The organism is Terracoccus sp. 273MFTsu3.1 (genome assembly GCF_000383675.1).
GTDB lineage: Bacteria > Actinomycetota > Actinomycetes > Actinomycetales > Dermatophilaceae > Terrabacter.
This window is the reverse complement of sequence record NZ_KB911827.1, coordinates 241,586-267,589: the sequence shown is the minus strand read 5'-3', so window position 1 is coordinate 267,589 and position 26,004 is coordinate 241,586. Positions and strand designations below refer to the sequence as shown.

Sequence of the window (26,004 nt, the reverse complement as noted above, 5' to 3'; positions counted from 1 at the left end):
GGCAGCACGGCCTGCGCCTCGTCATCGAGATCAAGAACGGCTTCAACCCCGACGCCGTCCTCGAGCAGCTCTACAAGCTGACGCCGATGGAGGAGAACTTCGGCATCAACAACGTCGCGCTCGTCGAGGGCCAGCCGCGCACCATGGGCCTCAAGGACCTCCTCAAGGTCTACGTCGACTTCCGCACCGACGTCGTGCGCCGGCGCACCGCCCACCGCCTGGCCAAGCGCGAGGAGCGACTGCACCTCGTCGAGGGCCTGCTCATCGCCATCGTCGACATCGACGAGGTCATCCAGGTCATCCGCAGCTCCGACGACGCCGCCACGGCCCGTGCGCGGCTCATGGACGTCTTCGACCTCTCCGAGCTCCAGGCGACGTACATCCTCGACCTGCAGCTGCGCCGGCTCACGAAGTTCTCGCGCATCGAGCTCGAGAACGAGAAGACCGAGCTCGAGCGAGCCATCGAGGAGCTGCGCGCCCTGCTCGACAACGAGAAGCTGCTGCTCAAGCTCGTGTCGACCGAGCTCGCCGACGTCGCCAAGGCGCACGGCACCCCGCGTCGCACGGTGCTCCTCGAGAGCTCGGGCGCCAGCGCGACCGCGACCGCGGCGTCGCCGCTCGAGATCACCGACGACCCCTGCTGGGTCCTCCTCAGCTCCACCGGCCTGCTGGCCCGCACCGGCACGGCCGAGCCGGTCAGCGCCGAGGGCTCGCGCTCGAAGCACGACGTCGTCATCGGTGCCGTCCGCACGACCGCACGCGGGGAGTTCGGGCTCGTGACGAGCGCCGGCCGCATGGTGCGCCTCTCGGCGCTCGACCTGCCCACGCTTCCGCCGACCAACGGCTCCCCCACGCTGTCGGGCGGTGCGCCGCTCGCGGCCTACGTCGACCTCGGCAAGGGCGAGGAGCCGGTGACGATCGTGCCGATCGGTGCCGACGCACCGGTCTTCGCCGTCGGCACGGCGGCCGGAGTCGTCAAGCGGGTCACGTCAGAGGCGCCCAAGAGCAACGACTGGGACGTCATCAGCCTCAAGGACGGCGACCGCGTCGTCGGTGCCGCGGTCGCCGACCGCGAGGACCTCGACCTCGTCTTCATCACGACCGACGCCCAGCTGCTGCGTTTTGCGGCGAAGTCCGTTCGCCCGCAAGGCCGCTCGGCTGGCGGCATGGCGGGCATCAAGCTCGCCGCCGGCGCCCGAGTCGCCTTCTTCGGCGTCGCCGACCCCGCCCGCGAGGGTGTCGTCGTCACGTCGTCCGGCTCGTCGGGTGCGCTGCCCGGCACCGAGGGCGGGTCGCTCAAGGTGACGCCGTATGCCGAGTACCCCCCGAAGGGACGCGCGACCGGTGGCGTCCGCTGCCACCGCTTCCTCAAGGGCGAGGACACGCTCGTGCTCGCCTTCGCGGGCAACACCCCGGCCCGAGCCGCCGCCGCCAACGGTGTCGCCATCGAGCTGCCGCCCGCGGACGGTCGTCGCGACGGCTCGGGTGTCCCGACGACCGCGGTCATCGCGCACGTCGCGGCCCCTCCCGCCACCGCCCAGTCCACCGACGCGGAGTCCGCGGTCACGACGGATGTTGTCGCCGATGACGACGCGCCGTCCGACGGCGGCGACGCGTGACCCCGCCTCCCGGCGGCAAGGCCGCCCGCCGTGCCGCGGCGGCAGCGGCGGCAGCCACCGCCGCCGCGTCCGCCGCGTCCGCAAAGGTGTCTTCGGTCGTCGACGCGATCTCCGGGACGCCCGCGCCCGCCACAGATCCCCCGACGTCGGCGGAACCGACGGAGCCGGCTGCGCTGACGGAGCCGACGGAGCCGGCTGACTCTGTCGAACCGACGGAGCCGGCCGACTCTGCTGAACCGACGGAGCCGGCTGGCTCTGCTGAACCGGCTGACTCGGCTGACTCGGCTGACTCGGCTGACTCGGCTGACTCGGCTGACTCTGCTGAACCGACTGACTCGGCTGACTCGGCTGGCTCGGCTGACGCGCCGCCGCCCTCGCGGGAGCACGCCGAGCCCGAGCACGCCGAGCACCCCGCGACGACCGGCTACGGCACCCCGGCCTCCGACGCGTGCTCGGTGCTCTGGGACCACGACGGCACGAGCGCCTACGGCACGGCGGCCACGGCACGCTTCTTCGTCATCGTCGAGCAGCCCGGGCCGTGGGGCCGGGACGCGGCGCGCGAGTCGCACCTCGACCGGGAGCTCGGCGCCGAGCTGGAGAGCCGCACGAGCCGTGCCGGTGGGCGCTTCATGCTCATCCGGCGCCCGGGAGGGCACCCGGCGCACGACGGCCCCCGGCACGTGTTCGTCGCGCACGCCGGCGCGCGCCCCGAGGACGCCTGGCTGCTCGTCGCCGAGGTCGACCAGGTCGGTGACCTGCTCGGGCTCGACTGGGGCGGTCTCGCCCGCGGCAGCCGGGCGCTCGTGCAGGCCTCGCTCCTCGGGTCCCGGCCCGCTGAGCCCACGCTGCTCGTGTGCACCAACGGCCGCCGCGACGTCTGCTGCGCCGTGCGGGGACGTCCGCTGGCGGCCCATGCCGCCCGGGTCGCCCCGGGCCGAGCCTGGGAGGTCTCCCACACCGGCGGCCACCGCTTCGCGCCGACGGCAGTCCTCCTGCCGTGGGGACAGACCTTCGCGCGGCTCGACGAGCAGGCATCGGAGTGGCTCCTCGGAGCGAGCGAGTCCGGGCACCTACCTGTCGAGCTGCTCGGGCCGCTGCACGACCGGGGCCGTTCCGGGGTCACCGGTCCAGCGCAGTGCGCCGAGTCCCACGTGCGCGCCGAGACGGGCGAGACCCGCCTCGCCGCCCTGTGGGCCGACGCCCCAGAGGCGGCCGACGACGGCTGGGACGTCACCGTCACCCACGCCGACGGGCGCCGCTGGCACGTGCGCGTGACGCGCGAGCCGGTCGGTCGCACGCGCCCTGAGTCCTGCGGCAAGAAGGCGGTCGAGGTGCTCGAGCACCGAGCCACGATCGTCGAGGCCTGGTTCTAGCCACCGCGACGGGATCAGTCACCAGGGCTTGGGGACGGTTTGCGACCCGTCGCCGGGCACGGTGTCGTCGTTGCCCTGCTGCTGTTGCTGGTTGCGCTCGATGGTGTTCTGGCGCTGCTGCTCCTGGAGGTAGTCCTGCTCCTCCTGGCTCGGGGTGTTCCCGGGGTCGGGCGTGGGTGCGGGCTGCTGACCCGGGCCGGGCTGCTGCGGGTCGTCAGGAGGTTGCTGGTCAGGCGGGGTGTCGGAGTTCTTCTGCTCCATCCGCTGCTGCGCCTGCTGGAGTTGCTCCCCGGTCTGGCCGCCCTCGGGCGCCTCGCAGAGCGGCGGGCGCTCCTTGGTGATGGTGATGCCCTTGTCGTAGTACTGCTTCCACTCGTCGGTGCGTTCGCGCGCCTTGGCGGCGTCGCCCAGGGCCTCGTAGGTCAGGCCGAGGTTGACGCGCACCTTGCAGTCGTCGATCCCGCCCTTGGGGACCTGCTCGAAGGCCTGCTCGAACCACGGACGCGCCAGCTCGAAATGACCCGAGAGGACGTGGGCGTCACCGATCGCGAAGGGCGACCGGAACTGCTCGACGACGTTGACCCAGCCCTGCCGCTCGCCCCAGGTCAGGGTGCGGGGCTTGTCGCCGGCCTCGTACGCGTCGAGCGTCTGGGCGTGCACGAGGTTGAGCGAGATGAGCCGGAGCGCCACGAGGACGAGCAGGACGACGACGGGAGCGGACGCGAGCAGCAGGCGCCGGCGTCGCCGACGCAGGTGCGGCGGGAGGGGGCGACGGTCACGTCGGCGCACGCGGAACCGGCTCCGTACGTCCTCGCCGGGCACGCTGTCCGCGCGCGCCGGCCGCTCGTCGAGAATCGTCATGGGCGCGCCTCCCTCCGGCGGCGGGTCTGGACGAGCGCCGTGATGCCGGCGCCGACCTCCCACGCGGCGATCCCGGCCACCGCGAGCAGCAGCGGCCAGTAGAGCTCGCGACGGGCGATGACCTTCTGCTTCTCGATCTGCTCGCTCGTGCCGAAGCGCTCGAGGTCGATGCCGCCCACGACCGGGCCGATCGCGTCGCCCGCCTCGCGGTGCACGTAGCCGAGGCCGAGCTGGTCGCCGATCGTGCGGAGCGTGTCCTCGCTGACGACCGACCGGGCGTCCTCACCGGTCGCGGGGTCCTTGATGTAGTCGCGCGTCGTGTCGAAGCGCGACCGCGTGGCCTTCATCCGGCCGCCCTCGGTGGTGCCGTAGCCGAGGACCGCTCCACCGTTGATGAGCCGCTTGTCGATGTCGAAGGGTGCAGGGGGGTCCTGCGCCGTCTGCTCGCCGTCGCCGAGGTAGAAGACGACCCGCCCGCGCTCGGGGGTGCGCGCGTCGGCCTGCCGGAGCAGGGTCTTGAGGCGGTCGTTCGCCTCGCTCACGGACGTGCCCCTGGAGACCTCGTAGGACTCGGGGAGCAACGTCTCGACGGCCGCGTCGAGGGCCGTGGTGTCGGTCGTCAGCGGCAGCCGCACCCGAGCCTCCTGGTCGAACGTCACGACGGAGTAGCGGGCGCCCGGAAGAGCCTCCGCGATGGCAGAGATGTCCGCGGAGACGCCGTCGATGCGAGGGTGTCCGTCGCCGTAGTCCTCGGCGATGATGCTGCTCGTCGTGTCGACGACGAAGTAGACGTTGAGGTTGGCGGCGGTGGTGTCGACCTGTTCACCCGCGACGGCCGGACGCAGCGCGGCGACCCCGAGGAGCACGACCGCACCTGTGAGGCGCCAGTGCGTCGCCCGCGACTCCCCCGGCACCGAGCGCGACGACGGGTTCCACCACACGGCGGCGAGCGCCCCGACCGCGAGGACGAGCAGCACGGGCCAGGGGGCGACGGGCAGGAGGCTCACGACGCCCACCTCCGGCTCGCGCCGATGACGCCGATGAGCCCGATCCCGGCGAGGGTGACGGGCAGCGTCGGGTTGTCGGAGTAGAGGGCGCGGGAGGCGGCGTCGATGAGCGTCGCCTCCTGGGCCTGGACCGCGTCGACGATGCCCTTGATGGCCGCCTGGTCGCTCATCGCGAAGTAGCGTCCGCCGGTGCCGGTGACGATGTCGCGCATCTCCACCGCCTCCTGGTCGGCCCCGTCCTCCTCCGGGTTGAGCCCGTAGACGCGGACGCCCTTGGCCTTGGCCAGCTCGCCGGCCTCGTCGACGTCGATGATCGGCCGCCCGGCGAGGTGGTTGTCGGTGGCGAAGACGACCGAGCGGGCGCGCTGGAGGTCGACCTTGTCGAAGCTGGAGACGCACGTGGCGAGGCCGTCGCCGATCAACGAGGTGCCGCGCCCGTTGAAGGTGCCGGCGAAGAAGGAGTCGTACTCGGGGTCGCCTGTCAGCGCGCGGCCCGCAGAGTCGAGCTCGCCGTTGATGAAGTCGTAGTCGTCGGTGAGCGGGAAGACCGTGGCGGCCGACGAGTTGAAGATGACGAGCCCGATCCGCTCGCCCTCGAAGCTCGAGACGAGCGTCTTGAACGTCGACACGAGCGTCGCGTCGTAGGCCGCCATCGATCCGGAGATGTCGAGGCACAGCATGATGTCGCGGCTGCGGGTCTGGGGCTTGTCGATGGTGGTGTCGAGCGGTCGGGCCGCGCCCACGAGGGCGGCCCCGCCGAGGAGCACGGCGCTGGAGACGAGCACGGCCATCCGGATCCGGTGGAGACGCAGCGCCCGCCGGTACTCCGGCAGCTCGGTCAGCGCGCTCGAGTTGGCGACCGCCGCCGACGCCCGCGCCTGCCGGCGGGACATGAGGCGGAAGACGGCATACGCGAGCAGGACCGCGAGGAGCGTCCCGAGGCCGAGCACGCCCGGCCACTTGAGGTCGAGGCCGTTCAGCTCCATCGCGCCACCACCTGCTTGGCGACGGTGCCCGCCCCGACGAGCGTCGCCGTCTCACGTGGACCGAACTCACCGGGATAGAGCGCTCCGACGACCTCCGAGACCGGGGTCAGCCGAGACCCCGTCGCGTTGAGCTCGGTGAGCGTCATCGTCGGGGCGTGGATCCCCGACACCTCCTGGACGAAGTGGCGCACGAGGACGCTGAGCTGCTGGTGCGCCCGGCGCTGGCTGATCTCGCCCGCCGCAGCCCGGTCGAGCACGAGATCGATCTGCCGGGTGTAGTCGGCGCGCAGCCGCGAGAGCCGGTCCGACGTGATGCGTGGCGGGACGACCACCTTCTTCTCCCGCGTCGACCACCACACCCAGACGTACCAGCCGGCGACGAGGACGAGCGCGCCGATGCCGATCCAGAGCCACTTCGCGGCATACGGGTCGGGGGCGTAGAAGCCCGGTGGCGGGGCGTCAGCGGCGCGCACGACGCTGCCTCTCGAGCAGGGCGAAGACCGTCGCGACGACCTCGTCGGACGACCCGAGACGGGCGTGGTTGATCCCGCGGCGGTCGAGCAGCTCGGTCGTGCGCTGCACGCGGTCGGCGACCGAGGCGGCATACGCCGCGCGCACCCGCGGGTCGAGCCGCACCAGCGTCGGCAGCGTGTACGTGTCGGCGACGTCGTATGCCGTCCGGTCGCCCTCGATGGCCGTGGGGTCCGCGTCTTCGACGGTGATCCAGAGGATCTCGTGCTGGACGTGGAGACGGCGGAGCAGCTCGTCGAGCGCCGGGTCGAGCTCCTTGTCGTCGGCCACGACGAGCAGCACGAGGCGGCGGCGAACGTTGCGGACGATCCAGCGCAGCTGCGTCGCGAGGTTGCTCTGGTCGCCGTCGAGGACGGTCGCCGCGTCGACGGCGCGCAGCAACAGCTCGAGGTGCGCCTCGGAGCCGCGCAGGTCGTGCGCGACCGTCGAGCCGGCGGTGCCGCGGACCAGCCCGACGAGGTCCCCGTGACGCTGCGCGAGGTAGCCGACGAGGCCGGCCGCCGCGATGGCCACCGACTTCTTCGGCTCGCCGCTGCGCGTCGTGGCCGCCATCCCGCGTCCGGTGTCGATGACGAGCATGAGGTTCTGCTTACGCGTCGCGACGTAGCGCTTGACGAGCGGAGACTGGCTGCGGGCCGTGGCACGCCAGTCGATGTCGCGCACCTCGTCGCCGGGGACGTAGTCGCGCAGGTCGTCGTAGTCGAGGCTGCGGCCGTGGAAGACGGAGGCGTACTCCCCCTCGAGAAGGCTGCGGGACTTGCGGCGCGCGTGGACGAAGAGCTTGCTCTTCACCCTCGTCAGCAGCGTCGTCGTCATGTCGCGTCCGTCGTCCGGCTCCCCGGTCAGGGGGTGCGGATCCCGTTGACCATCGCGTCGATGATGCCCTCGACGGCGACCTCGTCGGCGGCCGCCTCGAAGCCGAGCGTGACGCGGTGCCTCAGCACGCGGTGCGTCAGCGCCTTGACGTCGTCGGGGACGACGTGGTTGCGGCCGTCGACGAGGGCGCGGGCCCGCGCCGCACTCGTGAAGGCGATGCTCGCCCGCGGGCTCGCCCCGAAGTCGACGTAGCCGGCGAGGCGCGGCTCGATGTAGTCACGCGGGTGCCTCGTGACGTAGCCGATGCCGACGACGTAGTTGACGATCGCCGGGTCGATGTAGACCCGGCCGACGAGGGCCTGCAGCCGCTTGACGTCGGCGACGGACACGACCGGCTCCGACGCCGTGAGGAAGATGCCGGAGTCGATGCGCCGGAGCACCTCGGCCTCCTCCGCCGGTGACGGGTAGTCGAGGACGTCCTTGAGCATGAAGCGGTCCATCTGCGCCTCGGGCAGCGGGTAGGTGCCCTCCTGCTCGATGGGGTTCTGGGTCGCGAGAACGAGGAACGGGTCGGGCAGCGCGTAGCTGCGGTCACCGATGGAGGTCTGGCGCTCCTGCATCGCCTCGAGCATGGCCGACTGCGTCTTGGCGCTGCTGCGGTTGATCTCGTCGAGGAGGACGAAGTTGGCGTGGACGGGACCCAGCTGGGTCTCGAAGGTGCCGGAGTGCTGGTTGTAGACCTGCGTGCCGACGATGTCGCTCGGCAACAGGTCCGGGGTGCACTGGATGCGGTGGAACGTCCCGCCGACGGCCTGCGCGATCGTCTGCGCCGCCGTCGTCTTGGCCAGTCCGGGCACGCTCTCGAGGAGGACGTGGCCGCCGGTCATCAGGGCGATGAGCAGGGTCTCCTGCAGACGGGCCTGGCCGACGACCTTCGAGGCGAAGGCCGTCGAGATCGATTCGATGGTCTCGGCGGCCCAGTGGAGCTCGTCGGGCGTGAGGTAGCGCGTCGGGGCCGGTGCGGTGCGGTCGGGGGCGATGTCGATGCCGGCCACGGCGACGTCCTCGTCAGGGGCGGCGGGCGAGCCCGAGAGCTGCTCCGGCTCGTCGGGGACGGCCGCGTCGTCCGCCACGGCAGGACCCGGGAGGGCGACGGTGAAGCTCTCTCCGTCGACCTCGTCCGACGGAGCGCCGTGACGCGTGTCGGGCTGCGCGCCCGGCTCGTCCAGCACGCCGGACCGTTCGTCGGCGACCGACTCCTCGGCGTTGACGTTGCCCACCATCGATTCCCCTTCTCGACGCGTACCGGCGGAGGGAGTCGCGCCGGCAGGGACACATCGTAAGCACGGCTGGCTGTGCCGCGCCGAAGGTCCCGTCACCCCACGGACAACCCGGGGGCCTCGAACGCTCCCGTCAGGCGTCGATCCGCTCGCGGTCGACCTCGGCCGCGGACTCGATGATGAAGTCCTTGCGCGGGGCGACCTCGTTGCCCATGAGCAGCTCGAAGACGCGCTCGGCGGTCTCGAGGTCGCGCATCGTCACCTTGCGCAGGGTGCGGTGACGCGGGTCCATCGTCGTGTCGGCCAGCTGGTCGGCGTCCATCTCACCGAGGCCCTTGTAGCGCTGCATCGGCTGCTTGATCTTCTTGCCCGACTTCTCGAGGCGGGCCAGCGTGCGGCGCATCTCCGGCTCGTTGAAGGTGTAGATGAGCTCGTTCTTCCTGGCGCCGGCGTTGATGACCTCGAGCCGGTGCAGGGGCGGCATGGCCGCGTAGACGCGACCGGCGTCGACGAGCGGACGCATGTAGCGGAAGAAGAGGGTCAGCAGCAGCGTGCGGATGTGGGCGCCGTCGACGTCGGCGTCGGTCATGATGATGACCTTGCCGTAGCGGGCGGCGCTCAGGTCGAAACTGCGGCCCGAGCCGGCGCCGATCACCTGGATGATCGAGGCGCACTCGGCGTTCTTGAGCATGTCGGAGACGGACGCCTTCTGGACGTTGAGGATCTTGCCGCGAATCGGCAGCAGTGCCTGGAACTCGGAGTTGCGGGCCTCCTTGGCCGTGCCCATGGCCGAGTCCCCCTCGACGATGAACAGCTCGGACCGCTCGACGTCGGTGGTGCGGCAGTCGCGCAGCTTGGACGGGAGCGTCGAGCTCTCGAGGGCGTTCTTGCGCCGCTGGGTCTCCTTGTGCAGCCGTGCGCTGATGCGCGACTTCATCTCGGAGACGACCTTCTCCAGCAGCAGGGCGGCCTGGGCCTTGTCGCCCCGCTTGCTCGACGTGAGGCGGTCGGTCAGCTCCTTCTCGACGACCTTGGCCACGATGGCGCGCACGGCGTTGGTGCCGAGGACCTCCTTGGTCTGGCCCTCGAACTGCGGCTCGGCCAGGCGCACGGTGACGACGGCCGTCATGCCGGCGAGGATGTCGTCCTTCTCGGGCTTGTCGTTGCCGACCTTGAGCCGCCGGGCGTTGACCTCGAGCTGCTTGCGGAACACCTTGACGATGGACTGCTCGAAGCCGGTGACGTGGGTGCCGCCCTTGGGCGTCGTGATGATGTTGACGAAGGACTGGACCTTCGTGTCGTAGCCCTGGCCCCAGCGCAGGGCGACCTCGACACCGCACTCGCGCTCGAGCTCGGTCGGGGTCATGTGGCCGTTGACGTCGAGGACCGGGACCGTCTCGGTGAACGTGCCGGAGCCCTCGAGGCGCCACACGTCGGTGATCGGGGTGTCGGGCGCGAGGTACTCGACGAAGTCGGTGATGCCGCCGTCGTGCTGGAAGACCTCCTCGACGGTGCCCTCCTCGCCCGGGGTGCCCTTGAGGCGTCGCTCGTCGCGGATGACGAGGCGCAGGCCGGGGACGAGGAACGAGGTCTGCCGGGCGCGACCGAGGATGGCGTCGTAGTCGAGCTCGGCGTCCTTGAGGAAGATCTGCCGGTCGGGCCAGAAGCGCACGCGCGAGCCGGTGACGCCTCGCTTGGCCTTGCCGACGACGGGCAGCGCGCTCTTCTTCTCGTAGGGCGTGAACTCCGAGTCGGGCGAGTGGATCGCCGTGCGGTCGCCGAAGGTACCGGGCTCGCCGCGCCGGAAGCTCATGCCGTACGTCTTGCCGCCGCGGTCGACGGCGACGTCGAGTCGCGCTGACAGGGCGTTGACGACCGACGCGCCGACGCCGTGGAGGCCACCGGTGGCGGCATACGACGCCCCGCCGAACTTGCCGCCCGCGTGCAGCTTGGTGAAGACGACCTCGACCCCGGACAGGCCCGTGCGGGGCTCGATGTCGACGGGGATGCCGCGACCGTTGTCGCGCACCTCGATGGACCCGTCGCCGCTGAGGATGACCTCGATGTCGGTGCAGACGCCGGCCAGGGCCTCGTCGACCGCGTTGTCGATGATCTCCCACAGGCAGTGCATGAGGCCGCGCTGGTCGGTCGAGCCGATGTACATGCCGGGGCGCTTGCGCACGGCCTCGAGGCCCTCGAGGACCTGGAGGTGGCGGGCGGTGTAGTCGCCGTTGCCGGAGGGAGCGGGTCGTGAGGCGGAGGCCACGGTGTGTCGTTCTCTTTCCGTCGGTGTGCGGCCAGCGGTCGGGCTGTGGAGGGCTGGCAGGGGAAGCCTAGCCACCGCCACCGACCGCCCTCGGGAGGCTCGCGGCTCCCCGGGTGACGGACCTCACGGACGAGCCGGGCACCAGCCCCGCCGGCCCCTCGAGCCCCGTCGGGAGCGGCCTAGCCAATCCGTATCTGGGCGCCGCGGCGAATCACTGACACGTAACGATGTTGGTCCGGCGGGCGTCTCACTGACCGAGCCTCACCATCGGGAAGGTTTCGACGTGATTCACTGTTGGAACGTCCACGAGGCGCGAGAGGTCCACCCGATGGACCGATCGGGCGTCGTAGGTACATGGCAGGGTTTCCCTCCGGGGGACCCCCGAGGGAGGAAAGAGGCGAAATACGATGACGACAGCACTGGCACCCGAACTGACTGCTGCTGACCGCTGCGACCGATGTGGGGCTCAGGCCTACATCCGCGCCCGCCTCGTTTCCGGCGGAGAGCTGCTCTTCTGCGCGCACCACGGACGGGAGCACCTCCCGGCGCTGAAGGACAAGGCTCTCGACATCCGCGACGAGACGGAACGACTCACCGAGGTCCCGGGATCCGCTCCCGTCGACGAACACTGAGTCCAGAGGCGATCTCCGACCCGGCCCCTCCTGACCCCATCCTGATCCGCACGCCGCCGACGGCTGCCCCGTGATCACTGCGACGAACGTCCTCGTTCTGCTCGCGATGCTCGTGGGTACCGTCGGCATCGTCGTCCCGGTGCTGCCGGGGCTGCTGCTGGTCTGGGGTGCGACGCTCGTGTGGGCGTTCGAACGTCAGGACGGGCCGGGTTGGCTCGTCTTCGGCATCGCGACCCTGCTGTATGCCGTGGGCCTCGTCGCGCAGTACCTCGTCCCCGGGCGACGGATGAAGACCGCGGGCGTCGACGGGGTCGTCGTCGCGGTGGCGCTGGTCGTCGCCGTGGTGGGCTTCTTCGTCGTGCCCGTCGTGGGCGCCCCCCTCGGGTTCGTCCTGACGATCTACGTTCTCGAGCGGGTCAAGCACGGTTCTCATGCACGAGCCTGGCACGCGACGACGCAGGCCCTGCGCGCAGTGGCCCTCAACATCGGCATCGAGCTCGTCACGGCGTTCGCGATGATCGCCACCTGGGCTCTCGGCGTCTACGCCACCCGTCCCTGATCCGCGGGGCTCGGTCACCCGCGGCCTCGACACGTGAAGGACCCCGACGGTCTCCGTCGGGGTCCTGTCTGCGTCCGTCGGGTGCGCGCGCCGGTCAGCGGCGCGTCACCACTGGTCGCGGCGGCGCTTCTCCCACCGCTCCTCGAGGCGCTCCATGAAGCTGGCCTGCTTGGCGGAGGCGGCCTTGGCCTTGCCGGCGCGCGGCTTGGTGGTGCCGTCGCTGGCGACGGCTGCGAGCTTCGTCTTCGACGGGGTGATCGCGTAGACGATGCCCGCGACCATGACGGCGAAGCCGACCGCACCGAGCCAGATGCTGCTGCTCATCGCCGAGAAGACGACCAGGGCGAGACCGATGACCGCGGCCACCACGCCGGCGACGAGGCGTCCACGGCCGAGGCCGCGTGACTTCGTCTTCTCGATCCGCGAGGCGAATCGAGGGTCTTCGGCGTAGAGGGCTTCCTCCATCTGCTGGAGGAGGGCTTCCTCGTGTTCCGAGAGTGCCACCGGGCACCTCCCTGGTGCGAAATCGACTGTGCCCGAATCGTATGTCGGAAACGGCCGACGCGGACTTCTTTCCCTCAGGATAGGTCGCGCCGAGCGCGTTGGGAACCCGAGGGTCGGTCGGGCATGAGTGACGCCGGACGCACCGACCCGGCACCGAATCTGGCGCTCGCGCGGTCGACCGCGCGGTCGGCCTCGCGCCACCCGTGCTCGGGCTCGTCGAGGGTGGCCTGGATGGGGGCGACGGCCGACGGGACGAGCCCCTCGAGGCGGACCCCGACGAGCCGGATCCGGGCGCGTTGGAGGCCGAGGCGGTCGTAGAGCTCGCGGGCTGTCGCGAAGATATCGCGGGACACGTCGGTGTGGTGGCGCAGTGTCTTGGCACGGGTGATCGTCGTGAAGTCGGCGAAGCGGACCTTGATCGAGACGGTGCGCCCCGTCATGCCGGCGGACCGGGCCCGGGCCGCGGTGCGGTCGGCGAGGCGCAGCAGCTCGCGGTGGATGCGGACGGGGTCGTCGATGTCGTGGGCGAAGGTCTCGTCGGCACCGATCGACTTCTCGCGTCGCTCCGGCACGACGGAGCGGGGGTCACGACCCCACGCGAGGTCGTGCAGGCTCCTGCCGGCGACGTCGCCGAGGGCGCGCTGGAGGGTCTCGACGGGCGTGTGCGCGAGGTCGGCCACGGTGCGCAGGCCGAGGCGGTGCAGGTGCTCCTCGGTCTTGTCGCCGACGCCCCAGATCGCGCCGACCGGCAGCTGGTGCAGGAACGAGACGACCTCCTCGCGCGGCACGACGATGAGCCCGTCGGGCTTGGCGAGGTTGGAGGCGAGCTTGGCGACGAACTTCGTCGAGGCCACGCCCACCGAGCACGTGATGCCCTGCTCGTCGGCGATCGTGTCGCGCAGCTGCTCGGCGATCCGGGTCGGACGGCCCAAACGGCGCACGGCTCCGGAGACGTCGAGGAAGGCCTCGTCGAGCGAGAGCGGCTCGACGCTGTCGGTGATCGTCGCGAAGGTCGCCATGACGGCCTCGGAGATGGCGGCGTAGCGGCGGTGGTCGGGCTCGATGATGACCGCCTGCGGGCACAGCCGCTGGGCCCGGGCCATCGGCATCGCCGAGGTGACCCCGAAGGCCCGCGCCTCGTAGGTGGCCGAGAGCACCACGGACCGCCCGCTCGCACCGCCGATGATGACGGGCCTGCCCCGCAGCTCGGGCCGCGAGATGAGCGAGGCGGACGCATAGAAGGCGTCCATGTCGACGTGCAGGACGGTGCAGCCGGTGTCGTCGGGCGGCTCGGAGCCGGCCCGGGTCGGGGCGGTGAACTGGCGGCGGCTCATCGTCGGCCCTCCGGTCGGGTCGACGCGCGCCCGCGGGCGCGGTCAGTCGCGGCGCGCGACGACGTGGAGGGCATTGCCGAGGGTCCGGAGGAACTCGCGCCCCGGACCGGTGACGAGCAGCTCGTCGAGCTCGGCCAGGGCGACGCGGTCGGCCTCGGAGTCGATGAGCGAGGCCGGGACGAGGTGGCCGAGGATGTTGGTGCCGCGCACCCGCACGTCGGTGAAGCCGGCGTCGGCGAGGAGCGTCTCGAGCTGCTCGACGTCGAAGCGGCGCGGCAGCGGGTCGGTGCTCCCCCAGCGACCGGAGGGGTCGACGAGGGCGGCGCGGGCCTGGCCGAACTCACCGGCGATGGCCTTGGCGAAGACGACGGACAGCCGGCCGGAGACGAGCAGGGACAGGACGCCGCCGTCGCCCAGCGCCTGCGCGATGGCGTGGAGCGTCGCCGCGGGGTCGTCGACGAACTCGAGCGTGCCGTGGCAGCAGGCGAGGTCGACGTGGCGCCCGGCCAGGACGGAGCCGAGGGAGTCGCCGTCTCCCTGGACCGCCGTGATGCGGTCGACGATGCCGGCCTCGCGGGCCCGGCGACCGAGCGAGGCCAGGGCGTCGGGGCTGGGGTCGACGACGGTGACGTGGTGACCGGCCTCGGCGAGCGGGACGGCGACGCCACCGGTGCCGCCACCGAGGTCGAGCACCTCGAGCGGCCGGCCGAGGCGCTGCGAGCACTCGTCGGCGAGGTGGCCCACGGCCGAGACCACGGCCGACGGCCGGACCCCACCACGTCGCTGGGGGCGCTGCTCGTCGGGCACGGGATCCTCCGTCTGGGAACGTGGTACGCGTGGTGCCGCGTGTGGTTCGTGTGCGTCATCACCCTAGTGCCCCGAGCTTCCCGGACTCGCGTGCCACAGCTTGCGTGGCGGGCCGCCCACCGTCTCGGTGGGCACGAGCCCGCTCGTCCCGCGCGGGCCCCGGACGTCGTCGCCCGCCGGCTTGATGTCGGCGTACGGCGACTGCTTGAACCCGGAGGCGTGGACGAGCACCCGCCGGCCGTCCGGCCCCTCGCCGACGCCGGACCGGGCCCCGTCGGGTCCGGCGAGCGCGGTGGCGCGCTCCCACGCCGACCGGTCGGCGGCCTCGAGCGCGTCGCGGACGGCGGTGATGCCCCCGGAGGTCCACGCGTCCTGCAGAGCCGAGAGCTCCCACGCGCCGGTGGCCCGGATGGAGACGCCGCGTGGACCGGTGCGCCGCACGACCCCACGGCAGAGCAGCAGCCACGAGTGGAAGACGGTGGCGGCATACGGGCCCTGGACGTCCTCGAAGAAGGTGAGGTCGGCCGGGCCGGTGGCGTCGTCGAGCGTGAGGAAGACGACGCGGCGTCCGGTGCGGATCGGCGGGGTCTGGGTGGCGACCTTGACCCCGGCGACGAGGACCTCGCGGCCGCTGCGCCCGGAGAGCAGGTCGCGCGCCCGGGTCACGCCGAGCGCGTCGAGCAGCGGGCCGTAGAAGTCGACGACGTGGCCGCTCGCGTCGAGGCCGAGCACCTCGAGCTCGGCCCGGACCCGCTCCGGGCCGGTCATCTCCGGCAGGCCGCTCGTCGCGGAGAGCCGCGGCGTGTCGCCGAGGTCGAGCGTCAGCTGGGTCGCGATCTGCTCGGGCGCCCCGGCGGAGCCCTGCGACTGGGCCGCGGCGAGGGCCCGGATGTCCCCCGTGGCGGAGACGGACGTGACGCGACCCCGTGAGGAGCCCGGTCCCGACGACCGGCTCGCGGCCGAGACCCGATGGGAGGAGCGGCGCGACGAGCGCTGCGAGGAGGACCAGCGGTCGAGCTCGGCGACGTGGAGCAGCAGGTCGCGCCGGGTGACCCGGCCACGACGGCCGAGGCCACCCCGCGCTCGGCCCACGACCCCGGACCCGCTCTCGTCGAGACGGGACGGGCCACCGAGGTCGATGTCGTGCAACGCGTCGAATCCCCCTGCGAGCACGAGCTTCTCGGCGACGGGACGCGACACGTGGGCGCGCTGCCAGAAGTCGGAGAGGCTGGAGTAGGGCTGTCCGGCGACGATCTGCGCGACCTCGGCCTCGCTGATGCCGTGGACGTCGGCGAGCGACAGCCGGATGGCCTCACCGCCGTCGTCGGTGCGTTCGAAGCGGTAGGCGCCGGTCGAGACGTTGACGTCGAGCCCGAGGATCGCGATGCCGAAGGTGCGGGCGTCGTCGAGGATGAGTCGCTTGGGGTACATCCCGGGGTCGTGGGTGAGCACTCCGGCGAGGAAGGCTGCCGGGTGGTGCGTCTTGAGCCAGGCCGACTGGTAGGTGGGCAGCGCGAAGGCCGCGGCGTGCGCCTTGCAGAACCCGAAGGAGGCGAACGCCTTGAGGACCTCCCAGATCTTGTCGGCGACCTCGGGCGCGTAGCCGCGGTCCCGGGCCGCGGGTCGCCACCACGCCTCGATCCGCTTCTGCCCGTCGGGCGTGCCGAGGGTGCGGCGCACCTCGTCGGCCTGGGCGAGGGTCACCCCGGTGGTCTCGGCGACGATCATGAGCACCTGCTCGTGGAAGACGACGACGCCCTCGGTCTCCTCGAGCGCCGGGACGAGCGACGGGTGGAGGTAGGACGGGTCCTTCCATCCCTGCCTCGCGTTGAGGAACGGGATGATCATGTCGCTCTTGACCGGGCCGGGCCGGAAGAGCGAGATGTCGATGATGAGGTCGTCGAAGGTCCGCGGCCCGAACTTGCCGATGAGCTCGCGTTGTCCGGGACTCTCGATCTGGAAGCAGCCGAGGGTCTTCGTCGAGCGGACGAGCTCGAAGGTCGGCTCGTCGTCGAAGGGGACCTGCGACTCGTCGTCGAGGTCGACGTGGTCGCCGTCGACGCGCTCGACCTCCTCGATCGCGTGCGCCATCGCGGACTGCATCCGGATGCCGAGGACGTCGAGCTTGAGCAGTCCCATCTCCTCGACGTCGTCCTTGTCGAACTGGCTCATCGGGAAGCCGAGCCAGCTCGCCTCGACGGGAGTGCGGTCGAGCAGGACGGAGTCGGACAGCACGACCCCGCAGGGGTGCAGCGCGATGTGCCGGGGCAGGCCGTCGAGGCGTTCGACGATGTCGAACATCAGCTGCAGGCGCGGCACGTCGAGGCCGCTCGCGCGGAGCTCGGGCAGCTCGGCCAGGGCGTTGCGGACGTTGCGGGCGGCGATGTGCGGGAAGGCCTTGGCCATGGCGTCGACCTCGGGCGGCGGCAGTCCGAGCGCAGCCCCGGCGTCGCGGATCGCGTGGCGCACCCGGTAGGTGTCCATCATCGAGACGCAGGTGACCCGGTCGCCCCCGAAGTGGTCGAGGATGCGCTCGTAGATCTCGGTGCGCCGGGCCGACTCGACGTCGATGTCGATGTCGGGCAGCTCGGCCCGCAACGGCGAGCAGAAGCGCTCCATGAGCAGCCCGTGCCGCATCGGATCGACGCCGGAGATGCCGAGGAGGTAGTTGACGAGCGACCCGGCCCCGGACCCGCGGGCGGCGACCCGCACGCCCATCTCGCGGATGAGGTCGCAGACCTGGGCGACGGTGAGGAAGTACGTGGCGTAGCCGAGCGTCTCGATGACGCCGAGCTCGTCCTCGAGCCGGTCGCTGACGGCGACGAGCTCGCTCTCGGTGCGGCCGGGGTAGCGGGTCGGGATGGACTCGCGGCACCGTCGCGCGAGGACGCGGTGCGGGTTGGTGCCGGGCCGGATGCCGAGGACGCCCGGCTCGGGCAGGTGGACCGAGCCGATGCCGAGGTCGGCCCGTGGGTCCTGGACGCACTCGGCGGCGAGCGACGTCGTGCGGGCGAGCAGCTCCCGGGCCTGCTCGCGGGCCAGCGAGCCGCCGCCGACGAGCCCCGGGCCGGAGACCTGGACGACGTCGAGGGCGAGCGCGTGCATGAGGGGCGTCGGCGAGAGGTGTCCGGCCGTCGTGACGCGGTCGAGGTGGCGTGCGTCGAGCGCGACGAGCCGCCGGGCGGCGTCGAGGACGTCGACGATGGCGGCGTCCTGCGGGTCGGCGTGGCGCACCGCGGCCGTGATGATGCTCGGCACGCCGACCTCGCGGGCGAGCGCGAGCATGCGTCCGGCCTGGCCGAGGCTGCCCGGCTGGTGCTCGGGCCCGCCGTGGCACACGACCTCGACGACGACGGCCCCCCGCGGCAGCAGCGCGACCCAGCGCTCGAGCGCCGCTCGGGCGTGGTCGCGTCGCTTGGCGAGCACCGCGCGACCGACGTCGGAGTCGGGCCCGAGGAGCACGACGAGCGGGCACGGCCCACCGTCCGCCACCGACGGCGTGTGCTGCCCGCCTCGTCCGCCGGGTCGACCCCGGCCCTCGGGCCGGCCGCGCCGGTCGTCCTCCGCTTCGGACGCGACGGGCAGGGTGGGCAGCAGGCGCGCGTGCTCCGCGACGAGGGCCGCGGTCGTGACCGGGTTGCCGCGCTCGCCGCGCAGGTGGGTCGCGGTGACGAGGCGACAGAGCGCCGCCCACCCCGCACCCGGGGCGAGGCCGGTGCTGCTGCCCCGGGCCAGCACCGTGACCCGCGGGAGCCGCGGGTCGACGAGGGCCCCGCCACGGACCGGGGTGCGCACGGGACGGCTGCGCTGGCGCTCGGGGTGCTCGGGGCCGAGGGCGAGGTCGACGCCGAGGACCGGCGCGACGTCGTGCTCCATGCAGGACCGGACGAACTTCACGGCGCCGTAGAGCCCGTCGCGGTCGGTCAGGGCGAGCGCCGGCTGCCCGAACGCCGCGGCGCGCTCGACGAGCTGGTGCGGCTTGGCCGTGCCGTAGCGCATGGAGTAGCCGGACGCGACGTGCAGGTGCACGAAGCTCTCGGTGTTGCCGGCCGCGCTGCTCGTGCGGCCGCTGGTGATGGTGGTCATGCCGGTCGTCACGCCCCGCTCGCCCGGCTCCTCGAGACCGGGGTGATCGACTGCGGCAACGGGATCGTCGCGGGGACACCGAGGAGGTCCTGGACGATCTCGAGGAACATCTCTGCCTGGCGCAGCAGGTCGTCGGACTCGCGTGCGCTGATGTGACCGCCGCGGTCGATGACCGACCGGTGCGCCGAGCACGCGGCGAAGAAGGCGGCCCACTCCCCCAGCTCCGGGGCCACCCCGGGCAGGACCTGCCACACGCTGCGCGGTCGCGAACGTGGCGACGGCACGGTGCGGGCGGCGACGAGGGCCGCGGCGGCGCGCAGGGCCCCGAGATGGGCGTCGCGGTAGCGCTCGGACGCGTCGCTCGTGCGGCACGCGGTCTCGAGGGTGGCCCGGCCCCGCTCGAGCAGGTCGAGCACGGCGACCGAGATGGGTGGGCGACGCAGGTCGTGGGCAGTGGTCATGGTGGTTCCTCTCCTCTCTCGTCTCATGGGCTCAGTCGGCGACCCGGACGAGCGACCAGTGGTCGCCGCGCGGGGACTCGTCGTGGGCGAGGTCGTAGACGCCGGGGGTGAACGACCATCCCGGGCTCGCCTCGACGCGCCAGACGTGCTGCTCGCTCGCCGCGGCGACGAGCGTCTCGCCGGGACGGACCTGCGCCTCGTCGGCCTCGAGCGCGTCGTGCCACCAGGCCCGCCGCTCGCGCCACTGGGCGAGGACGCCACGCACGACGTAGAGGCGCCCGCGCCAGATGAACGCCTCGGGTGGCGCCTCGACGGACCCGCCCGCGGAACCCGAGGGTCCCGACGACCCGGGGTCCCCTGCGGATCCCGCGGCTCGTGAGGATCCCGAGGATCCCATGGCCCTCGAGGACCCCGCGGACCCGGGCGGACGGGTCGACCTTCCGGCCGTACCGCCGGACCGGCCCGCGACGGACTGCTCCTGCTGCTCCCGCTCGCGCACTCTCACCTGCACGGCGTCACTGAACCTGCGCACCACGACACGTCTCCCTCGGACACGTCGAGGCCGGACATCACGACCCAGACCACCCGCGCCCCACACGAGCGGTCCGACACCAACCGACGACTTGAACTGACAACTGACTGACAACTGACTGGCTCGAACACCGGTTCGGACCTCACCTCCCGGGCACCTCACCCGAGACGACGACGTTCGAACACCTGTTCGATACTCGAAGCCTAACCCCTGGCGCCGACAGCCTGTCAAGACGGTCCGCGGGTCACGTCCACGCGATCCGGAGCCGCCACGACCGACCTCTCCCCATGCGTCCGTTCCGTCCCGCTCCGGACCGATCTGAGTACCCGTGCTCAGGCCTCTGCGACATCCCCGGCGACAGAGTGATGGCGCGGGTTCGGTCCGCGAACGGAGGGGCGCAGGGGTCCTGTCCGCTCACGGATCGGGCCCGTTCCGCTGCCCCCACCACCACGTGCAGCGCGCCCCGTTGCGCCACCCCCGGGAATACGGGAGCGTCAGGGACGTTGGACCTGGGCTCGGCCGACCGGTCGGGCCACAGCCGCACCGGCGCACCGCGACCGGCGCACGACCGAAGGGGTGTCGTGGGCGCCGAGCTCATCCCCATGGCCTTCACCACCGGGTGGGGCAGCGGCATCAACGCGTACGCCGTCGTGCTCGTCCTCGGGCTGGCCGACAAGATCTTCAACCTGAGCCAGATCCCGAACGCCCTGGCTCGCACCGACGTGCTCATCGGGGCAGCGGTCCTCTTCGTCGTCGAGATGCTCGCCGACAAGATCCCCTACGTCGACTCCGCCTGGGACTCCGTGCACACCGTCGTCAGACCAGCGGTCGGGGCGACCATCGGCTACCTCATCGGCCACGACACGGCGAGCCTCGACGCCGCCGTCGGTGCCGCGACCGGTGGCGTCACGGCCCTCATCTCGCACGGGATCAAGGCCGGGCTGCGCGCTGCCGTCAACACCTCCCCCGAACCGGCGAGCAACGTCCTCGTCAGCACCACCGAGGACGTGACCGTCACGGGCGTCACCGCCCTCGCCATCGCGCACCCGTGGTGGGCCGCGGCCATCGCCCTGCTCTTCCTCGTGCTCGGGGCGTTCCTCGTCTACAAGCTGGCCGGACGCATCCGCCGCTACAAGCGCCGTTACGACGCCTGGGGCGAACGCGTCGGCATCGCCGTGCCCTCCGAGCGTCGGGAGCGCCGGGAGCGGCGAGAGCACCGGGAGCACCACGGGACCGGTGTGCCGCCGCCCCCGGCAGCCCGGACCGACGAGCGTCTCGAGCGACCCTTCGACCAGGAGACCTGACCGCCCGTCCCGGTGAGGGCCGGCCATCCCGGGCCCCGGACCCCCACAGGTCCGCAGACCTCTCACAGGACCTCCCCACCCTGACGAGGGTGGGGACACAGGGCCGTTGCCGACGGTGGGCAGAGCTGGCACGAGGCCAGCCCATCGAAGGAGTGAACGCATGAAGAACAAGACCATCGCACTGGCGGGCGCCGGCATCGTGGCCGCGTCGGCGCTCGCGCTCGGCGGCGCCGCCCTCGCGAGCGCGGACGAGACGGGTGCCACCGGCACCGTCACCAGCTACGGCCAGCTCGGCGAGGGCCCCCAGGCCAACGGAAACAGCAACGGCAACACCGACCCGAGCAAGCCGATGCGCTCCGACGAGACGCTGCTCACGGGCGACATCGCCGCCAAGGTGACGGCAGCCGCCAAGGCCAAGGAGCCGACCGCGACGATCGAGCGCGTCGAGACCGACTCGGACGGCGTCTACGAGGCGCACATGGTGCGCACCGACGGCACCCACATCACGGTGCAGGTCGACGCGTCCTTCACCGTGACGGCCGTGCAGGAGGGCGGGCCCGGCGGCGGCCGTGGCGGTGACCACGACGGCGACGGCCCACAGGGCCAGTCGGGCCAGCAGGGCGAGGCCCCGGCCTCCCCCAACGGCACGGCCACCCCGTCGAGCACCACCTGACCGATCCGGTCCACGCACCGGACGGCCGGCCCTTCCCGGGGGTCGGTCGTCCTCGTGCCGTCGCCATGGCTGCGCACCCCCGGCCGGCGCAGACCCACAGCCCTCTGAAGCCTCTAAACCTCCGAGAGTTGGCGTCCTCCGAGGCTGCGCCGGTCAGAGGTTGCCGAAGACCTCGAGCGTCGCCGACGACCGGTTCATCGTGATGAAGTGGATGCCGGGAGCACCCTCGTCGAGCAGGCGGCGCGAGGACTCCGTGGCGATCGCCATCCCCTCGGCGCGGACCCCGGCGGCGTCGTCGCCGTGCCGCTCGAGCCGGTCCGTGACCGCCGTCGGCATCGGCTGCCCCGCGAGCTGCGCCATGCGCACCACCTGGCGCGCGTTCGTGATCGGCATGATCGCCGGGACGACGGGCAGCCGGGAGCCGCGCCGGGCGAGCTCGTCGCGCAGCCGGAGGTAGTGGTCGACGTCGAAGACCATCTGGGTGATCGCGAACTCGGCGCCGGCACGCTCCTTGCGGATCAGCGTCTCCGCGTCCTCGCTGATGTCGCCCGACTCCGGGTGGCCATCGGGGAAGGCCGCGACACCGACGGTGAAGTCGCCGAGCCCGCGGACCAGCGTGACGAGCTCGTCGGCGTGGTCGAGACCCTCGGGGTGCGCGACCCACGGCTGGCCGAGGCCGCCCTGGGGGTCGCCGCGCAGGGCCAGGATGTTGCGGACCCCGGCGGCGGCATACGACCCGACGATGCCGCGCAGCTCGGCGACGGAGTGGCCGACGCACGTCAGGTGCGCCATGGGCGTCAGCGAGGTGGCCTCGAGGACGCGCTGGGTGAGTCGGACGGTGCGGTCGCGGGTGCCGCCGCCGGCGCCGTAGGTGATCGAGACGAAGCTCGGCGACACCTTCTCGAGGCGTCGGATGGCGTCCCAGAGCTGCGCCTCGGACGCGTCGTCCTTGGGCGGGAAGAACTCGAAGCTGTACGTCGGGGTGTCGGCCTCGATCATCGCCGGGATGGACCGCGTGAACCGCTCCGCCCGCGCCATCGAGGATGCCGTGCCGTGTGCCATGCCGCACACCATAAGCCGCGCGCGTCCGCGGTGTCCGGGCTGTTCACGGGCGCACCCGCGCGCCGCGTAGGCTGACCCCGATTCCCGCGACTCGATGGAGGACCCCGTGCAGACCCCCACCGACCTCGACGTGCTGCGCCGTCGGGTGCAGCAGGCGATCGACGGGCAGATCGCCGGGGCCACGCAGTCGCTGGCCGCGATCGGAGAGGAGACCGCCCCGCTCGTCTCGGCCGTGTCCGGCCTGCTGACCGGCGGCAAGGGTCTGCGCGCAGGCTTCCTCTACTGGGGCTACCGCGCCGCGGGCGGCGCCGACTCCGACGCGCTCGTGCGCCTGGCCGCGAGCATGGAGTTCTTCCAGGGCGCCGCCCTGCTCCACGACGACGTCATGGACCGCAGCGACACGAGACGGGGTATGCCGTCCGCGCACCGGGCCGTCGCCTCGCTGCACCAGGCGCGTGGCTGGGCGGGTGACGCCGACCGCTTCGGCGAGGGCACCGCGATCCTCGCCGGCGACCTGTGCCTGACCTGGTGCGACGAGCTCTACGCGACGTGCGGCCTGCCCGCCGACGAGCTGGCCCGCGGCCGGCAGCTCTTCGACTCCATGCGCACGCAGCTCATGGGCGGCCAGTTCCTCGACCTGCTCGAGTCGGCCCGCGGCTGGGACGGGCTCGATCTCGACGCCCGGATCGCCTCGGCGCGCAAGGTGATCCGCTTCAAGAGCGCGAAGTACACCATCGAGCACCCGCTCCTCATCGGGGCGCTCGTCGGCGGTGCGCCGGACGGGTCGCTCGCTCCCCTGTCGGACTACGGCCTCGCGCTCGGTGAGGCGTTCCAGCTGCGCGACGACCTGCTCGGCGTCTTCGGTGACCCCGAGGCGACCGGCAAGCCGGCCGGCGACGACCTGCGCGAGGGCAAGCGCACGGTGCTCGTCGCCCACGCCCTCGACGCGGCGTCCGACACCGACCGCGAGACCGTCGAGGGTCTCCTCGGGCGCGACGACCTCGAGCTCTCCGGTGTCGAGGCGATCCGCACGGTCCTCGTCGACACCGGCGCGGTCGACCGGGTCGAGAGCCTCATCTCGACCCTGGCCGACGAGGCCTGCCACGCCGTCGACAGGGCACGGGCCACGGGCTCCTACGACACGTCGGCGCTCGACGTCCTCGAAGCCCTCGTCGCGGTCTCGACGGCCCGCCGGTCGTGACGGCCCCGCGGTCCTGACGACCCGGCGGGACGGCATACGCCCTCCCGTCAGGTCGGGTCAGGAAGGGTCAGAAGGCGAGCTCCTGCGCCCGCCGCCGGATCTCGGTCTTGTGGCCGGCCAGCATGGCGTCGATGGGAGCACCCTCGACGGGCAGCGTCTCATCGGGGGTGTGCAGCCACTCGATGATCTCGTCGTCGTTCATGCCGCCGTCGGCGAGCACGGTGAAGGTGCCGCGCAGCTCGGGCCGCGGGCCGGTCTCGTCGAAGAACTTCGCCGGGATCGCGACGACGCGGCGCTCGCCGATGCGGGCTGCGAGGACCTCACGGTCGGCGATCAGCTGGCGCACCTGTGACAGCTGCAGACCGAGCCGCTCGGCGGCGTCGGGAACGGTCAGCCACTCCCCGACGAGCGACTCGAGGTCACGGGCGGTGGGCACGTCGGGCTGCAGCTCAGGGGTCTCGCTCACAGGACGAGAGTCTGCCACCGTCCCGACCGGTCCGCGCACACCGCCGACCGAGGTGGGCGGGAGCAGACCCGGAGCAGACGCGAGCAGACGCAGAGCAGCCCGGAGCAGACCGGGACGAATTACACGGCTGTATTTATACTTTAGTGCTCAATTATGCGCTATCGTCACAGGCGCCACTCCGCTCACAAGCGTCACACAGCACCTCCGCAGCACCAGAGCACCCTCCAGCACCTCACCGAACCCCTTCCGAACGCCCCTCCACGCTCTCGAACTCAGCTCGGGCTCCAGGAAAGGACTCCACCCCATGCCCTTCGCCGACGTCGCCGCGCTCGCGCTGCCCGCACACGCCGCCGTGGCCCCCGTGGCCGCCACCCCGTGGAAGACCGTCACGGTCCGCCCGGGTGACACGATCTGGCACCTCGCCCTCGCCAACCACACGACCGTCCAGGCGATCGTCGAGAAGAACCGGCTCACCGCACGCGGATCGGTGATCCACCCGGGGCAGAAGCTCCTCGTGCCCGGTCGCCCCTCGGCGACGCCGGCCCGGTCCGCCACGTCGACGGCGGCGACCGCCCGCCCGGCGAGCACGACGGCCACCGTCATCCACGTGGTGCGCGCGGGCGAGACGATGAGCGGGATCGCCAAGCGGTACGGGGTCTCGCTGACCAAGCTCCTCGCCGCGAACCGGCTCCCCAACGCAGGACTCATCTTCGTCGGGCAGCGGATCAGCGTGCCGGGGGCGAAGGCACCGGCCACGCCGGCGGCGCCCAAGCCCTCCACCCCGACGCCCTCGAAGCCGACGACGGGACCGACGACGCCGAGCGGTGCCGGCACGATCTACGTCGTCAAGGCGGGCGACAGCATGAGCGTCATCGCGCAGCGCTTCGGCGTCTCGCTGACCAAGCTGCTCGCGGCCAACAAGCTGGCCGACGCGAGCCGCATCTACGTGGGCCAGAAGATCGTCATCCCCGGCACCGTCTCGGCCCCCGCGCCGACGACGCCGTCCCCCGCCCCGGCACCCGCGCCGGGCTACCAGTACCCCAGCAAGACCGCGCAGGCCGTCGCCGAGAGCAAGGCGAAGCTCGCGGCCATGGACGTGCCCAGCCGCACCGACACCGCCGCGATGATCCGCGCGACCGCGACGCGCCAGGGCGTCGACCCCAAGCTCGCGCTCGCCATCGGCTACCTCGAGTCCGGGTGGTACCAGCGCGCCGTCTCCTACACCGACGCCGTCGGCGTCATGCAGCTCATGCCGGTGGCCCAGACGTGGGCCTCGCAGCTCGCGGGCCGCACGCTCGACCGCTACGACACGCAGGACAACATCACCGGCGGCGTCCTCATCATCCGCGCCCTGCAGGCCAGCGCCGACTCGCGGGAGCAGGCGATCGCCGGCTACTACCAGGGCCTCTACTCGGTCCGGACCAAGGGCATGTACGAGGACACGAAGAAGTACGTGGCCAACGTCCTGGCCGTCTACGACCGCCTCTGACGGGGTGCCGCTCCGCGTCCCTGGCCGCCCCGACGGGGAGGTCGTCGGATGGGCCCGCGGGCGCGGAGCGCAGGCGGAGGTCTCGCGGTGCGCCTGACCGGCGCGCCCATCGGGGCGGGCAGGCGCCCGCACCGCGAGACCCCGCCGCGGCTGGC

23 protein-coding genes are annotated in these 26,004 nt (G+C 72.3%); 8 read left to right on the top strand and 15 right to left on the bottom strand.

Translation table 11 applies throughout. The annotated features are described in order from the left end of the window. A partial coding sequence (locus H283_RS26030) for a DNA gyrase subunit A (protein ID WP_020145504.1) occupies nucleotides 1-1,619 on the top strand: 1,619 nt, incomplete at its 5' end. 455 nt (nucleotides 1,620-2,074) lie between these two features. Beyond that, nucleotides 2,075-2,992 (top strand): sucrase ferredoxin, encoded by a 918-nt coding sequence (locus H283_RS26955; RefSeq protein WP_231372338.1) that lies wholly within the window; start codon nucleotides 2,075-2,077, stop codon nucleotides 2,990-2,992. A gap of 18 nt (nucleotides 2,993-3,010) precedes the next feature. On the opposite strand, the gene H283_RS26950 is transcribed toward H283_RS26955, so the two are convergent. The 7 genes from H283_RS26950 to H283_RS0120970 form a co-directional block, all read right to left on the bottom strand. Beyond that, nucleotides 3,011-3,853, bottom strand: coding sequence for a tetratricopeptide repeat protein (locus H283_RS26950; RefSeq protein ID WP_020145502.1), 843 nt, complete (start codon nucleotides 3,851-3,853; stop codon nucleotides 3,011-3,013). Continuing rightward, on the bottom strand, nucleotides 3,850-4,860 hold the full coding sequence (locus tag H283_RS26015) for a VWA domain-containing protein (RefSeq protein ID WP_231372337.1): 1,011 nt from the start codon (nucleotides 4,858-4,860) through the stop codon (nucleotides 3,850-3,852). Before H283_RS26015 ends, H283_RS26950 begins: the two co-directional genes overlap by 4 nt. Then, the gene (locus H283_RS0120990) at nucleotides 4,857-5,846 is read right to left on the bottom strand and encodes a VWA domain-containing protein (RefSeq protein ID WP_020145500.1); all 990 of its coding nucleotides are present in this window, start codon (nucleotides 5,844-5,846) and stop codon (nucleotides 4,857-4,859) included. The genes H283_RS26015 and H283_RS0120990 overlap by 4 nt, the downstream gene beginning before the upstream one ends. Then, the gene (locus H283_RS26010; protein ID WP_020145499.1) at nucleotides 5,837-6,319 is read right to left on the bottom strand and encodes a hypothetical protein; all 483 of its coding nucleotides are present in this window, start codon (nucleotides 6,317-6,319) and stop codon (nucleotides 5,837-5,839) included. The genes H283_RS0120990 and H283_RS26010 overlap by 10 nt, the downstream gene beginning before the upstream one ends. Beyond that, nucleotides 6,306-7,193, bottom strand: coding sequence for a DUF58 domain-containing protein (locus tag H283_RS0120980; RefSeq protein WP_020145498.1), 888 nt, complete (start codon nucleotides 7,191-7,193; stop codon nucleotides 6,306-6,308). Before H283_RS0120980 ends, H283_RS26010 begins: the two co-directional genes overlap by 14 nt. A 26-nt stretch (nucleotides 7,194-7,219) precedes the next feature. Further along, the gene (locus H283_RS0120975) at nucleotides 7,220-8,476 is read right to left on the bottom strand and encodes a MoxR family ATPase (protein ID WP_020145497.1); all 1,257 of its coding nucleotides are present in this window, start codon (nucleotides 8,474-8,476) and stop codon (nucleotides 7,220-7,222) included. A gap of 130 nt (nucleotides 8,477-8,606) precedes the next feature. Next, nucleotides 8,607-10,739, bottom strand: a complete 2,133-nt coding sequence (locus H283_RS0120970) for a type IIA DNA topoisomerase subunit B (RefSeq protein WP_020145496.1) — start codon at nucleotides 10,737-10,739, stop codon at nucleotides 8,607-8,609. 407 nt (nucleotides 10,740-11,146) lie between these two features. Here H283_RS0120970 and H283_RS27375 point away from each other — a divergent pair, with 407 nt between their 5' ends. Together H283_RS27375 and H283_RS0120960 are read left to right on the top strand one after the other, a co-directional pair. Next, nucleotides 11,147-11,371, top strand: a complete 225-nt coding sequence (locus H283_RS27375) for a hypothetical protein (protein WP_028785799.1) — start codon at nucleotides 11,147-11,149, stop codon at nucleotides 11,369-11,371. 70 nt (nucleotides 11,372-11,441) lie between these two features. Continuing rightward, a complete protein-coding gene (locus H283_RS0120960) occupies nucleotides 11,442-11,930 on the top strand; it encodes a DUF456 domain-containing protein (RefSeq protein ID WP_020145495.1) in 489 nt (162 codons plus the stop codon). A 105-nt stretch (nucleotides 11,931-12,035) separates the two neighbouring features. Here the strand turns inward: H283_RS0120960 and H283_RS0120955 are convergent, their stop codons facing one another. The 6 genes from H283_RS0120955 to H283_RS0120930 all read right to left on the bottom strand — a co-directional run bounded on the left by H283_RS0120955 (nucleotide 12,036) and on the right by H283_RS0120930 (nucleotide 19,519). Further along, nucleotides 12,036-12,434: a DUF3040 domain-containing protein gene (locus H283_RS0120955; protein WP_028785798.1), complete on the bottom strand. Its 399-nt coding sequence runs from the start codon at nucleotides 12,432-12,434 to the stop codon at nucleotides 12,036-12,038. Between the two features lie 74 nt (nucleotides 12,435-12,508). Beyond that, the gene (gene dinB, locus H283_RS0120950; protein WP_020145493.1) at nucleotides 12,509-13,768 is read right to left on the bottom strand and encodes a DNA polymerase IV; all 1,260 of its coding nucleotides are present in this window, start codon (nucleotides 13,766-13,768) and stop codon (nucleotides 12,509-12,511) included. A 42-nt stretch (nucleotides 13,769-13,810) separates the two neighbouring features. After that, complete coding sequence (locus H283_RS0120945) at nucleotides 13,811-14,575, bottom strand: bifunctional 2-polyprenyl-6-hydroxyphenol methylase/3-demethylubiquinol 3-O-methyltransferase UbiG (RefSeq protein ID WP_020145492.1); 765 nt, start codon at nucleotides 14,573-14,575, stop codon at nucleotides 13,811-13,813. Nucleotides 14,576-14,638: 63 nt separating this feature from the next. Next, nucleotides 14,639-18,661, bottom strand: coding sequence for a DNA polymerase III subunit alpha (locus H283_RS0120940; protein ID WP_051103712.1), 4,023 nt, complete (start codon nucleotides 18,659-18,661; stop codon nucleotides 14,639-14,641). 8 nt (nucleotides 18,662-18,669) lie between these two features. Continuing rightward, the gene (locus H283_RS0120935; RefSeq protein WP_020145490.1) at nucleotides 18,670-19,122 is read right to left on the bottom strand and encodes an SAV_6107 family HEPN domain-containing protein; all 453 of its coding nucleotides are present in this window, start codon (nucleotides 19,120-19,122) and stop codon (nucleotides 18,670-18,672) included. A gap of 31 nt (nucleotides 19,123-19,153) precedes the next feature. Beyond that, a complete protein-coding gene (locus H283_RS0120930) occupies nucleotides 19,154-19,519 on the bottom strand; it encodes a DUF6504 family protein (protein ID WP_020145489.1) in 366 nt (121 codons plus the stop codon). Between the two features lie 716 nt (nucleotides 19,520-20,235). Here H283_RS0120930 and H283_RS26005 point away from each other — a divergent pair. Continuing rightward, nucleotides 20,236-20,958, top strand: coding sequence for a DUF4126 domain-containing protein (locus tag H283_RS26005; RefSeq protein ID WP_020145488.1), 723 nt, complete (start codon nucleotides 20,236-20,238; stop codon nucleotides 20,956-20,958). A gap of 160 nt (nucleotides 20,959-21,118) precedes the next feature. Next, on the top strand, nucleotides 21,119-21,631 hold the full coding sequence (locus tag H283_RS26000) for a hypothetical protein (protein WP_020145487.1): 513 nt from the start codon (nucleotides 21,119-21,121) through the stop codon (nucleotides 21,629-21,631). A 153-nt stretch (nucleotides 21,632-21,784) separates the two neighbouring features. On the opposite strand, the gene H283_RS0120915 is transcribed toward H283_RS26000, so the two are convergent. Next, on the bottom strand, nucleotides 21,785-22,693 hold the full coding sequence (locus H283_RS0120915; protein ID WP_020145486.1) for a methylenetetrahydrofolate reductase: 909 nt from the start codon (nucleotides 22,691-22,693) through the stop codon (nucleotides 21,785-21,787). A 106-nt stretch (nucleotides 22,694-22,799) separates the two neighbouring features. Here H283_RS0120915 and H283_RS0120910 point away from each other — a divergent pair, with 106 nt between their 5' ends. Beyond that, nucleotides 22,800-23,894, top strand: a complete 1,095-nt coding sequence (locus H283_RS0120910) for a polyprenyl synthetase family protein (protein ID WP_156023356.1) — start codon at nucleotides 22,800-22,802, stop codon at nucleotides 23,892-23,894. A 67-nt stretch (nucleotides 23,895-23,961) separates the two neighbouring features. Here the strand turns inward: H283_RS0120910 and H283_RS0120905 are convergent, their stop codons facing one another. Beyond that, nucleotides 23,962-24,360 carry an Rv2175c family DNA-binding protein gene (locus H283_RS0120905; protein WP_020145484.1) on the bottom strand — a complete coding sequence of 133 codons (399 nt, stop codon included), beginning with the start codon at nucleotides 24,358-24,360 and terminating at the stop codon, nucleotides 23,962-23,964. A gap of 304 nt (nucleotides 24,361-24,664) precedes the next feature. On the opposite strand from H283_RS0120905, the gene H283_RS25995 reads away from it, so the two are divergent. Beyond that, complete coding sequence (locus H283_RS25995; RefSeq protein ID WP_020145483.1) at nucleotides 24,665-25,849, top strand: lytic transglycosylase domain-containing protein; 1,185 nt, start codon at nucleotides 24,665-24,667, stop codon at nucleotides 25,847-25,849. The last annotated feature ends 155 nt before the right edge of the window (nucleotides 25,850-26,004 follow it).